Annotated in this window: 11 protein-coding genes and 1 riboswitch; of the genes, 1 reads left to right on the top strand and 10 read right to left on the bottom strand. The window is 41.3% G+C overall.

Annotated elements, in window-relative coordinates:
* Positions 1–6: 6 nt before the first annotated feature.
* The 6 genes from accB to BCM40_RS07395 form a co-directional block, all read right to left on the bottom strand.
* Positions 7–510: an acetyl-CoA carboxylase biotin carboxyl carrier protein gene (gene accB, locus BCM40_RS07420; RefSeq protein WP_065527722.1), complete on the bottom strand. Its 504-nt coding sequence runs from the start codon at positions 508–510 to the stop codon at positions 7–9.
* Between the two features lie 124 nt (positions 511–634).
* Positions 635–1,195, bottom strand: a complete 561-nt coding sequence (gene efp / locus BCM40_RS07415) for an elongation factor P (RefSeq protein ID WP_008429961.1) — start codon at positions 1,193–1,195, stop codon at positions 635–637.
* Positions 1,196–1,213: 18 nt separating this feature from the next.
* On the bottom strand, positions 1,214–2,245 hold the full coding sequence (locus BCM40_RS07410) for a M24 family metallopeptidase (RefSeq protein ID WP_420330058.1): 1,032 nt from the start codon (positions 2,243–2,245) through the stop codon (positions 1,214–1,216).
* 32 nt (positions 2,246–2,277) lie between these two features.
* Positions 2,278–2,718: a type II 3-dehydroquinate dehydratase gene (gene aroQ, locus BCM40_RS07405; RefSeq protein ID WP_065526493.1), complete on the bottom strand. Its 441-nt coding sequence runs from the start codon at positions 2,716–2,718 to the stop codon at positions 2,278–2,280.
* A 135-nt stretch (positions 2,719–2,853) separates the two neighbouring features.
* On the bottom strand, positions 2,854–5,412 hold the full coding sequence (locus tag BCM40_RS07400; RefSeq protein WP_065526494.1) for a vitamin B12-dependent ribonucleotide reductase: 2,559 nt from the start codon (positions 5,410–5,412) through the stop codon (positions 2,854–2,856).
* Between the two features lie 186 nt (positions 5,413–5,598).
* Complete coding sequence (locus BCM40_RS07395; RefSeq protein WP_065527723.1) at positions 5,599–6,378, bottom strand: lipoate--protein ligase family protein; 780 nt, start codon at positions 6,376–6,378, stop codon at positions 5,599–5,601.
* A gap of 156 nt (positions 6,379–6,534) precedes the next feature.
* On the opposite strand from BCM40_RS07395, the gene BCM40_RS07390 reads away from it, so the two are divergent.
* Positions 6,535–6,918, top strand: coding sequence for a rhodanese-like domain-containing protein (locus tag BCM40_RS07390; protein ID WP_065526495.1), 384 nt, complete (start codon positions 6,535–6,537; stop codon positions 6,916–6,918).
* A gap of 157 nt (positions 6,919–7,075) precedes the next feature.
* Here the strand turns inward: BCM40_RS07390 and gcvPB are convergent, their stop codons facing one another.
* From gcvPB to BCM40_RS07370, 4 genes are all read right to left on the bottom strand, one after another.
* Positions 7,076–8,539: an aminomethyl-transferring glycine dehydrogenase subunit GcvPB gene (gene gcvPB, locus BCM40_RS07385; RefSeq protein WP_065526496.1), complete on the bottom strand. Its 1,464-nt coding sequence runs from the start codon at positions 8,537–8,539 to the stop codon at positions 7,076–7,078.
* Positions 8,532–9,899 (bottom strand): aminomethyl-transferring glycine dehydrogenase subunit GcvPA, encoded by a 1,368-nt coding sequence (gene gcvPA, locus BCM40_RS07380; protein WP_065526497.1) that lies wholly within the window; start codon positions 9,897–9,899, stop codon positions 8,532–8,534. The genes gcvPB and gcvPA overlap by 8 nt, the downstream gene beginning before the upstream one ends.
* Before the next feature lie 27 nt (positions 9,900–9,926).
* Positions 9,927–11,027 (bottom strand): glycine cleavage system aminomethyltransferase GcvT, encoded by a 1,101-nt coding sequence (gcvT, locus tag BCM40_RS07375; RefSeq protein WP_065526498.1) that lies wholly within the window; start codon positions 11,025–11,027, stop codon positions 9,927–9,929.
* Between the two features lie 163 nt (positions 11,028–11,190).
* Positions 11,191–11,282: riboswitch (glycine riboswitch) on the bottom strand.
* A gap of 127 nt (positions 11,283–11,409) precedes the next feature.
* On the bottom strand, positions 11,410–11,937 hold the full coding sequence (locus BCM40_RS07370; RefSeq protein ID WP_065526499.1) for a shikimate kinase: 528 nt from the start codon (positions 11,935–11,937) through the stop codon (positions 11,410–11,412).
* Between the last annotated feature and the right edge of the window lie 91 nt (positions 11,938–12,028).

The raw sequence follows: 12,028 nt of genomic DNA, 5'->3' as shown, positions 1-12,028 counted from the left end.
CTTTCCTCAGTTTGCTTTCACGAGGAATAAAGGCTGGCCGTATTCGACTAGTTGACCATCTTTTACAAGAATCTCAGCAATTTCCCCATCTACTTCTGCTTCGATTTCGTTAAATAGTTTCATCGCTTCAACGATACAAACAACGTGATCAGCTGAAACTTTTGTTCCTACTTGAACGTATGGTGATTCGTCAGGTGATGGAGACTCATAAAAAGTTCCAACCATTGGCGATAAAATTTTGTGGTAATCCGCATGGTTATCGGCTGGTACTTCTGGCGCTTCAGAAGACACTAGAGTTTCAACTTCTGGTTCTTTAGCTGGTGCCGGCGCACTCGTTTCTACCGCTTTTTGGACTTGTGGTGCTTGAGCAGTTGAAGTATTTGTTTGCTGAGTTTGGCCAGAGCCGTTTTTCTTCATTTTAACTTTAATGCCTTCAAACTCGTAAGAGAATTCATCAATAGATGACCCATCTACCAATTTGATGATTTCACGGATTTCTTGGATTTTCATATTCATCATACTCCCCTAATATGTATTTAACTGATTTCTATACCATTTTAGACTTTTTCAGGCTATTTTGAAATAGCTAATCTGACTTTTTAAAAAAAGGCCTCTATAGTAGAGGCCTTTTTGATTATTGAGCTCTAGAAACATAAGATGAATCAGTTGTGTTAATGATCAATTTATCGCCTTCGTTAATGAAAAACGGCACTTGAACAGACAAACCAGTCGATAACTTCGCTGGTTTAGAACCGCCACTTGCTGTATCACCTTTAATGCCTGGGTCTGTTTCAACTACTTCTAAAACAACCGTGTTAGGCAATTCAACGCCAAGAACTTCTCCTTGGAATTGGATTACTTGCACTTCCATATTTTCCTGTAAAAACTTCAATTCATATTCAATGTTTTTTTCTGGCAACTCGATTTGATCGTAAGTTTCCATGTCCATAAATGCGTGCATGTCGCCATTGGCATATAAGTACTGCATTTTAGAGTTGTCGATTTGTGCTTTCGCTACTTTCTCACCTGCACGGAATGTCTTTTCAGTGACACTTCCTGTCCGAAGATTACGAAGTTTCGAGCGCACGAATGCAGCACCTTTACCCGGTTTTACGTGTTGGAATTCCATTACGCGCCAAATTCCGCCGTCTACTTCAATTGTTACACCTGTTTTAAAATCGTTTACTGAAATCATTATAGTTCCTCCGTTTGTTTATAAAATGCGAAGCTCTTTTGTGGAGTTAGTCAACCGTTCATTTCCTGACTCGGTTATCAGTATATCATCTTCAATGCGGACTCCGCCAATTCCTTGCAGATAAATTCCCGGTTCAACCGTTACAGCCATTCCCGGCTCTAATATCGTCTCTGATTTAGAAGATAACCCTGGACCTTCGTGAACTTCTAACCCAATCCCATGTCCTGTTGAATGGCCAAATGCTTCGCCATAGCCTTTAGACTTAATATAATCTCGAGCAATGGCGTCTGCTTCAATACCGCTCATTCCCGGACCAATTTTCTCCACACCTAATTCTTGCGCCTTTAATACAATATCATAAATTTCTTTCATTTGCTCTGACGGTTCGCCTACTGCAACCGTGCGGGTAATGTCGGATATGTAACCATTATACAAAGCACCAAAATCCAGTGTAATCATGTCACCTTTTTCAATGACTTTATCTGTGGCTACACCGTGAGGCAAAGCAGATCGCAGACCAGAAGCTACAATAATATCAAAACTAGATGACGTTGCACCTTGTTGTCTCATGAAAAATTCCAACTCATTGGAAACTTCCAATTCCGTCAGTCCTGGGCGGATAAAACCACAAATATGTTCAAATGTATCATCTGCAATTTTAGCAGCAGCTTTTAATACCGCTACTTCCTCAGCTGTTTTAACCATGCGGATTTTTTCAATCAAATTACTTATCGGTTCTAATTCACATGCTAATTTTTCTTTATAAAGCGCAGCTTGAGCATACGTCATGTAATCTTGTTCAAACGCAAGCGTCTCAATATCCATCGTTTTGATTGTCTTTACTACTTCATCTACTAGATTTTTTTCCGCTTGGATAACATCAAATTCTTTCACTTGTTCTCCTGCTTGTTCTGTATAACGGAAATCTGTAATGAAAACGGCTTTTTGTTGTGTGACTATTGCTAAGCCAGCCGTTCCTGTGAATTCAGTAATATAACGCAAATTATAAGGACTCGTAACTAGTACTGTTTCTACTTCGCGTTGTTTCATTTCATCGCGTAATTTTTGAAGTTTCAAAGTGTTCAACCTCTCTCTTGTTTGAAAATCAGCGCTTGTAGCGCCAGTTTGTAGACATCTTGACCAAATCCTACAATTTGCCCGATGGTGACTGGAGAAATATACGAATGGTGTCGGAATTCTTCTCGTTTATGAACATTTGATATATGTACTTCAATTACAGGCACTTGGATCGCCGCAATCGCATCTCGTATCGCAATACTCGTATGTGTGTAGGCACCTGCATTTAACACAATTCCCGATAAACCTTCATCGCCAGCTCCATGAATCCAATCAATCAGTTCTCCTTCATGGTTCGACTGTCGGCAAATCAACTCAATATGATGACGGTAGGAAAATTCCACTAGTTCTTGTTCTAAGTCGTCCAAAGTGAACGTTCCATACGCTTCTTTTTCTCGTTTGCCGAGGCGGTTTAAATTCGGACCGTTCAAGACCAGTACACGCATTCAATCTTCTCCTCCCTTTTATACATTCTTCATTATTTTAACATATCGGAACAATCGAGCAACTATTTATAAAAGCGCTTACGACTACATTAAATAAAAAAGCGGGGTGGCTAAATAGCCACCCCGCTCGTTCTATTACAATCCACATTTTAACTGAGCGTTACAGTTTGTACACGTATTGCAGCCACCCATTTCTTCGACTGTTCCTTTTCGGCAAACGGGACAAGTATCGCCCACTTCAGAACCGATTGTCACATTTGTTGAACGAAGGTCTTGGATTGTATCGATCAAAACAATCGGACGCTTACCTGTATCTTCTTGTTGTTGCTCTTCTTCGAAATTATTGTCTTCAGCTTTTAAAGTTAGAACTTGTGAATCACGGCTGCCATCGACATAAACCGTACCACCTTTTGCTCCACCTTTATACAAACGTTCATATACGCCTTCGACTTGTTCAACAGTATAACCACGAGGTGCGTTTACTGTTTTTGAAATCGACGAATCAATCCAACGTTGGATGATGCATTGAACATCTGCGTGTGCTTCTGGCGCTAAGTCCATTGATGTAACAAATGCTTTTGGTAAGTTTTCTTCGTCTGCATCAGGGTTGTTTTTCAAGTATTCACGTACAATATCAGCCTTCACCTCAATAAACTTGCCAAGGCGACCACTACGGTAGTACGTGAATGAATAATAAGGTTCAAGTCCTGTTGAAACACCGACCATTGTACCGGTAGATCCTGTTGGAGCTACAGTTAATAGGTGTGAGTTGCGAATTCCTTTTTCCAGGACCGCTTCGCGAACATGTTCTGGCATGCCTTGCATAAACCCAGTTTCCGTAAACGCTTTGCGAAGCGCTGCCGTTTCTTCATCTGAATTCCCCACTAAGAATGGGAAGCTGCCACGTTCTGCTGCTAAATCAGTCGAAACTTCATATGCTGCAGTAGCAATCGTTTTGAAGATTTGATCTACAAGTTCGTTGCCTTCTGGCGAACCATATTCTTTGTCACAGTAGATTAGCAAATCAGCTAATCCCATAACGCCGAGACCTACACGGCGTTCGCCAAGTGCTTGTACTTGGTTTTCTTCAAGGAAATATGGTGTTGCATCAATGACGTTGTCTTGCATGCGAACGCCAACTCGAACGGTTTCTTTCAAGCTTTCAAAATCAATCGTTTTTGTTTTTGGATCCGCAAATTGTGCCAAGTTGACCGCAGCCAAGTTACACACAGAATACGGAGCTAACGGCTGTTCACCACATGGATTTGTTGCAACGACTTTTTGGCCATATGCTGCCGCATTTGTTTTTTCATTGGCATTATCGATAAAGAAAATGCCTGGTTCTGCAGAATACGTAGCACAAATATTGATCAAGTTCCATAGTTCACGTGCTTTCATCGTGCGGTAAACACGGACGCCATGGCCCATACGTTCCCATTCACGAACATCGCCAACTTCTTGCCATTTTTCATTGTAAACAGCCATTTCATCTTTTGAATACGATTCAACTGCTGGGAAACGCAACTCGAAATCAGCATCGTTTTCAACAGCTGTCATGAAATCGCTCGTTAACGTTACAGAAATATTCGCCCCTGTTAAAAACTCTTCATTATGAACAGAATACGTTCCACCGTCGCGCAATTTAGCTTCAGCATCACGCATAATTTTCTCATTGAATCCGCCCATACCAGGAATTGTACGGTAGTTTAAGATTCCTTGATACATGGCTTCTTCTTGAGCTGACAATGCCTTGAATTTCAATTTATCATGAGCTAATTTTTTAATCGTCTCATCTTGCGTATTTTCGATCAAATAACGCAAAATGCGTGGATTTTGCATTTTCGAAATGATAAATTCTGCAATATCTGGATGCCAGTCTGCAAGCATGATCATTTGAGCACCGCGTCTTGATCCACCTTGCTCAACAAGATGCGTCAATTTCGCAATATCATCCAACCAAGAAACTGACCCTGATGATTTGCCGTTAACTCCACGAGCTAACGTATTACGGGGACGAAGTGTAGATCCGTTTGTTCCGACACCGCCACCACGACTCATGATTTCCATTACTTGTTTGCGGTGGTCCGAAATACCTTCGCGCGAATCTGCTACAAACGGCATCACGTAACAGTTGAAATACGTTACATCTGTATCTGCTCCTGCTCCGTAAAGAACTCGTCCAGCCGGAATGAATTTCAACCCAACCAATTGCTGATAAAATTTCTCGAACCATTCTTGACGCTTTTCAGGAGTTGTTTCTACCGAAGCTAGTCCTGTAGCGTTACGTTTCGCAATCTGCTCGTAGAACACTTCCATCGGCTTTTCAATCACGTCGATTGGACGATTGACGATGCCTGCTTCTTGTTCTTGCGGATTGTCAATCGCGCTTCTGTAATCTTCCTCAATCCAAACTTGAGCTTTGTTAGCTTGTGTATCAATAGATACAATATATCCAAGGCCACGAGCTGGAAATTTCGGATCTTCTTTGACAGTTAAAACAACAAAATCACCTGCTTTAAGTGTCTTTTTTTCCGTATCCTTAAAAGAATAGCGATCGATCATGACAAGACGAGAGACCCCTTTGTGCGTTAACTTCATATCTGGTGTAATTTCGTGCACTTGCGGAAACGTCTTAATATCTTCGTTTAAAGCTTGTGCGTTTAATGAATAATGGGATTGTGTGGCGGAAACCATTTGACAATTCCTCCTTTGTGATATATGGAGTCGGATACTATATATAGTATTACTTCGATTCCCATCATACTACATATTGAAACTTGTTTACAATAACAAGTTTCTGCTGGAAAATCCGAACGAAGTAAAAAGCTTTATTTATCAAGGTTTTTAGCACATGCACGCAAAAAAATAAGGCTAAAGACTCTACGCCCGAAAATTCCATTCAGAATTGGCATATTTTTTTTCTTCTAAAGCCTTGACTTCGGCAAGTTGTTGCTCCGTCAACATGTAGGGTTCTAATTCAACCGACAACGCTTGTTCAAATCCAGCTTTAAATGCCACTACACATTCTTCTGCGGTGGCAGGTTTATCACGTAACGAATTGATCGCGACTGCTTTTTCAGGAATTTTGACGCGCATCCGCTCTTTCGCTTCTTCGTTTTGAAATTTAAAAACCGACAAGAGCTTTTCAGCATCCAAGTCGATTAAAATAGCCCCGTGCTGTAAAATAACTCCTTTTTGGCGGGTTTGGGCACTGCCAGCTACTTTTTTCCCTTCAACGACCATTTCATACCAACTTGGTGCATCAAAGCATACGGCTGATTTTGGTTTTTTTAAATCGGCTCGTTTGTCTTCGGTATCAGGTACGGAAAAATAAGCTTCCAATCCCAAATTCTGAAACCCTTTTAATAAACCTTCGCTTAGCACACGATAGGCTTCGGTAACAGTTTCCGGCATATCCGGATAATCTTCACTAACAATAATGCTATATGTAAGTTCATGTTCATGAAGCACGCCACGGCCGCCAGTCGGTCGACGAACAAATCCAAGCCCTAATCGTTTCACAGCTTCCATATCAATTTCTTTTTCTACTTTTTGAAAATAACCGATTGAAAGGGCTGCAGGCTGCCAACCATAAAACCGAATAACAGGCGGAATAAGCCCTTGGCTATGCCAATTTAATAAAGCTTCATCAAGCGCCATATTAAAAGATGGGGTACCTTTACCTGAATTTATAAACATCCATTTTGGATATTTCACAAGATCGCCTCCTATTTCCGATAATTAGTGTAACATTGGCATTGAATATCCGTCATCTCTTCTCTTATAATAAAAGAAGATGAGAAAGGGGCAAGATCATTGGAATTTTTGTACATTACAATCGCAGTACTATTGGCAATCATTATTTATGCGGTAGTTACGTATTTCCGCATGAAAAAAGCTGTCACGAACTTGACACAAGAACAATTTATCGAGGGCTACCGCAAAGCGCAATTAATTGACGTACGCGAGCCAAAAGATTTTGCGGCAGGACATATTCTTGGAGCGCGTAATATTCCACAATCACAATTACGTCAGCGCTACAAAGAAATCCGCGAAGACAAACCGGTTTATTTATATGACCAAAACGGAGCACGCAGTGGCCGGGTTGCTATTTTCTTACAGAAAAAAGGCTATAACCAATTGTTCCAACTGCAAGGCGGGTTCAAACAATGGACTGGCAAGATCAAATCTAAAAACTAAATTTTAAAACCCTTCCACGCATTGCTGGAAGGGTTTTTTCGGTCTTTGCGACTATTTCTATTCCAAAACAATAACAACCACTCAGAGCGGTTTTAAGAGGATTCGCTTTAACGTAAAAAAGACGTGAGCCACGATGGCCAACACGTCTTTTTGTTTTCTATTCAGCTTTACGGTAACGAAGCACTGGTTGACGTGCGGCTTTTGTTTCATCTAAACGATTGATCACCGTTGTATGCGGTGCGTTTTGGACGATTTCTGGATTTTCTTCTACTTCTTTTGCAATTTGAATCATCGCGTCAATAAAAGCATCCAACGTTTCTTTTGATTCGGTTTCTGTTGGTTCGATCATCATGCCTTCTTCTACATTTAACGGGAAGTAGATTGTTGGCGGATGGTAGCCAAAGTCAAGTAAGCGTTTTGCCATATCCAATGTGCGGACGCCCAACTTCTTCTGACGACGACCACTTAATACGAATTCATGCTTACAATGACGGTCATACGGCAAGTCGAAATGAGGTTGCAGTCTACGCATCATGTAGTTAGCGTTTAACACGGCGTATTCTGTTACAGCTTTCAAGCCGTCTGGCCCCATTGAACGGATGTAGGTGTATGCACGGACGTTAATTCCGAAGTTGCCATAGAACGGTTTTACACGACCGATTGACTTTGGACGGTCATAATCAAACGTATACGCTTCGTCTTTTTTCACCAATACTGGTTTTGGTAAGTACGGCATTAAATCTTTTTTCACGCCAACTGGACCTGACCCAGGACCACCGCCTCCGTGAGGTCCGGTGAATGTTTTGTGTAAGTTCAAGTGAACTACATCAAAGCCCATGTCTCCAGGACGTGCTTTAGACATAACTGCGTTTAAGTTGGCACCGTCATAATACAGTTTCCCGCCCACTTCGTGAATAATCGCAGCCATTTCTAAAATTTGTTCTTCAAACAAGCCGAGTGTATTTGGGTTGGTTAACATTAATGCTGCTGTATCATCTCCAACAACGCGTTTCAAATCTTCTAAGTCGACAAGTCCTTGGTCACTCGATTTAACCGTTACCGTTTCAAATCCAGCAACAGTTGCTGAAGCTGGGTTTGTGCCATGTGCTGAATCGGGAACAATAACTTTCGTACGTTTGAAATCCCCGCGAGACTCGTGGTATGCGCGAATCATCATTAAACCAGTCCATTCACCATGTGCGCCTGCAGCTGGTTGTAACGTTACTTCGTCCATGCCTGTGATTTCTTTTAAATGTTCTTGTAAATCAAACATCAATTCAAGAGCACCTTGAACTGTTTTCTCATCTTGTAACGGATGGATGTTCGCAAACCCAGGGAATCGTGCAACAGATTCGTTGATTTTCGGGTTGTATTTCATTGTGCATGAACCTAGTGGATAGAAACCTGAGTCTACACCGTGGTTACGGTTCGATAACGCTGTGTAATGACGCATAATATCCAGTTCCGATACTTCAGGCAGTTCTGCTGCTTCTGTACGGATTAAATCAGTCGGCAATAGCTCACTCAAGTCAACTTCTGGTACATCAAGTGTCGGCAAACTATAGCCGACGCGGCCTTCTTTCGTCAATTCAAAAATTAGCGCTTGGTTGTCCTTATGCATGAGTAGCCCCCACTTCCTGTTTTTTCGCAGCAATTTCCTGTACGAATGCATCAATTTCTTCTTTTGTCCGTTGTTCAGTAACTGCAACGAGCATATGGTTTTGGAATTCGTCGTAGCTTAGCCCAAGATCGTAGCCGCCGATCATATCTTGTTCAAACAAACGATCGTTTAATTGCTTTACAGATTCTTTTGTTTTCACAACGATTTCATTGAAATGAGCGCCTTCAAAGACAATTTCAAATCCAGCTTTTTTCAATTGTTGTTTCATGTAATGTGTTTTGACAATGTTTTGTTTGGCAATTTCTTGTGTGCCGACTTTGCCAAGCGCTGTCATAGCAACAGATGCAGCTAATGCATTTAACGCTTGGTTCGAGCAGATATTCGATGTCGCTTTATCGCGACGAATATGTTGTTCACGCGCTTGCAATGTTAATACAAATCCACGACGACCTTCTTCATCCGTTGTTTCGCCAACTAAGCGACCGGGTACTTTGCGCATTAGTTTTTTCGTTACTGCAAAATAACCACAGTGAGGTCCGCCGTATGCTTCAGGAATTCCGAAAGGCTGGGCATCTCCTACTGTAATATCTGCACCCAATTGACCAGGAGCCGTAAGCGCACCAAGTGCTAATGGATTTGAAGAAACGGATAGCAACGCGCCAGATTCGTGAACTATCGGCTCAATTTCTTTTAAGTTTTCAACTTGACCGAAAAAGTTTGGATATTGAATCATCACCGTTGCGACGTTGTCATCCATCATTTCTTTTAAGGCATCCAAATCGGTATGGCCATTTTTCAATGGAATTTCCACTACATCAATCGACTGACCAAGCGCATAAGTGCGAACAACATCGCGCGATTCTGGATGTACTGCGCGGGATACTAAAATTTTCTTGCGTTTTGTGTGTCCTGCAGCAAGCATTCCCGCTTCGGCAAGAGCTGTTCCGCCGTCATACATAGAAGAGTTGGCAATATCCATACCTGTCAATTCGCTAATCATTGTTTGGAATTCAAAAATCGCTTGTAACTCACCTTGTGAAATTTCTGGCTGGTATGGTGTATACGCTGTATAAAACTCAGAACGAGAAATGACGTGATCAACAATAATCGGCTTATAATGATCGTAAACACCCGCACCTAAAAAGGATGCATAGCGGTTTGTATCTGCATTTTTCGCCGCGATTTGTGCCAATTCTTTTGTTAATGAAGATTCTGACTTGGCTGCTTTAATATTGTATTCACCTTTAAAGCGAACTTTTTCCGGGATATCCGAAAACAATTCATCAATTGAATCGATACCGATTGTTTCCAGCATTTCTTTTTCGTCTTGAGTGGTCATTGGTAAATAGCGATGTTTCATCGAGTGCTGTCCCCTTTTCAAGTTAAATTAGTTGGATCGTTTATAAAATGGTGTTTCGACTGTTTTCGCTTTTAATCGTTTGTTGCGAATTTCAACTTCCAATTCAATTCCGAGTTCCGCATATTCACTTGAAACTAACGCCAACCCGATATTTTTCTTGAGCGTTGGCGATTGCGTACCTGTTGTTACTTCCCCAACTTTTTGGTCTCCTGCATAAACAGGATAGCCATGACGCGGTATGCCTTTGTCGATCATTTCAATGCCTACTAATTTGCGCGGTACGCCTTCTTCTTTTTGAGTAGCTAACGCTTTTTTGCCGAAAAAGTCTTGTTCTTTTTTTAACTTCACAACAAAATTGATCCCCGCTTCAAGCGGTGTGATGTCTTTTGACAATTCTTGACCGTATAAAGCAAGACAAGCTTCAAAGCGTAATGTATCACGCGCTCCAAGTCCTACCGGCAAGATACCTTCAGGCTCACCTTCGGATAGAATTTTCTCCCATAAGGTAACTAACGATTCAGGTGCAGCGTAAATTTCAAAGCCACTTTCCCCCGTGTAACCTGTACGCGATAAGATTACTTTTTGTCCAGCTACTTCTACGTCGTTTTTAAAACGGAAAGGTTTAATCGTTGCAAGGTCTTCTTCTGTTAAGCGCTGAAGCACTTGTTCAGACAATGGACCTTGTAATGCCAACAAGCCATAGCGTTCAGATGCATTGTCTAATGAGACATCACCAGTTATTGCTTTTTCCATCCACCCAAAATCTTTTTCGATATTGGATGCATTCACTACAAGCAAATAATGCTCATCTGCTATTTTATAAACTAAAAGATCATCTACAGTGCCGCCATCTTCATAGCACATCGCTGTATATTGCGCTTGGCCATCTTGAATTTTGGACACATCATTTGTGACGAGGTGTTGGAGATAGTTTAAACTGTCTGCTCCTGTGACAAAAATTTCACCCATATGAGATACATCAAAAAGTCCTGCTTTTGTTCTGACCGCTTCATGTTCTTCTTTAATGCTTGAAAATTGTACAGGCAGTTCCCAACCACCAAAATCAATTGTTTTGCCACCATATTTTGAATAGGTTTCAAAAAGAGGTGTACGCTTTAACTGTGCCAATGATTTTCCTCCTCATTTTACAAATCTTTTCGACCCGTTATCTGGGCACGAAAAAAGGACAGAGATTTCCCTTTAAAGGGAAATCTCTGTCCTGGAACCTGAAAGTTTACCAAAATGATGGCTTTCCTCGTTGGTAGCTGACATGCAGCATTCTCCAGAGATGCGTCCTGTACGAGTCTTTTTGCCTGAGAGATTCATAACTTTTGTTATTTGCTCCTTCGGCGACGCTTTCGCATTCTCTCCTCGTACAATCATCCGCCCAAATCAAGATTGATTGGTCCAATCCGTTATACAGAATAGTATAACTTTGAATATATCCTAACATTGTTCTCACGGAAGCGCAATCTTTTTTCTTTAACAGCACAAAAAGCGAACGAATCGATTAATTTAAATCGAAACGTTCGCTTTTTAGACGATTCACTTGAAACGCCGCATATTGTGTAATTTGCCGTAAAGTACGGAATTCAGTACGAATCGTAATATGGGCAGTTTGTTTATAACCCCGGTAGCGTGCTTTATGCAACGCTTCAATTTCTTCACGAGTCGATTGACGGACTATTGGACGATTGGGATCCCGGTGAATCCGTCGCCAAATTTCGCGGAAAGGCGCATCTAAAAACATCACCAATCCGGTATTTCTCATGATTTTCTGATTTTCTTTCCGCATGGTAGCACCACCGCCTGTGGAGATGATGCAATAATCATTTTTAAAATTTTGCAAAAACTGCGTTTCTAGATCTCTAAAATATTTTTCGCCATGCTGCTCAAAAATTTCAGGAATCGTCTTCCCTGTCTGACGAACAATTTCTTTGTCCATGTCATAGAAGGGCAGTTTCAGTAGAAAGCTTAACCTTCTGCCGACCGCGCTTTTTCCGCAGCCCATGAATCCGATCAAATATATTCTGTTCATCCTACCACCCGATACTTACCTCTACTCAGGTATTTATTTTTGCTCTATTTCTATCAGTAATAGTATCGTAGCATGTCTATGCGTATTTTCC

The organism is Planococcus donghaensis (assembly GCF_001687665.2).
Lineage (GTDB): Bacteria > Bacillota > Bacilli > Bacillales_A > Planococcaceae > Planococcus > Planococcus donghaensis.
This window is presented reverse-complemented; position numbering and strand designations above follow the sequence as displayed.

Coding starts and splice junctions, on each gene's coding strand:
- accB (WP_065527722.1), bottom strand. CDS start 510: ATGAAAATCCAAGAAATCCGTGAAATCATCAAATTGGTAGATGGGTCA.
- efp (WP_008429961.1), bottom strand. CDS start 1,195: ATGATTTCAGTAAACGATTTTAAAACAGGTGTAACAATTGAAGTAGAC.
- BCM40_RS07410 (WP_420330058.1), bottom strand. CDS start 2,245: ATGAAACAACGCGAAGTAGAAACAGTACTAGTTACGAGTCCTTATAAT.
- aroQ (WP_065526493.1), bottom strand. CDS start 2,718: ATGCGTGTACTGGTCTTGAACGGTCCGAATTTAAACCGCCTCGGCAAA.
- BCM40_RS07400 (WP_065526494.1), bottom strand. CDS start 5,412: ATGGTTTCCGCCACACAATCCCATTATTCATTAAACGCACAAGCTTTA.
- BCM40_RS07395 (WP_065527723.1), bottom strand. CDS start 6,378: ATGGCGCTTGATGAAGCTTTATTAAATTGGCATAGCCAAGGGCTTATT.
- gcvPB (WP_065526496.1), bottom strand. CDS start 8,539: ATGCATAAGGACAACCAAGCGCTAATTTTTGAATTGACGAAAGAAGGC.
- gcvPA (WP_065526497.1), bottom strand. CDS start 9,899: ATGAAACATCGCTATTTACCAATGACCACTCAAGACGAAAAAGAAATG.
- BCM40_RS07370 (WP_065526499.1), bottom strand. CDS start 11,937: ATGAACAGAATATATTTGATCGGATTCATGGGCTGCGGAAAAAGCGCG.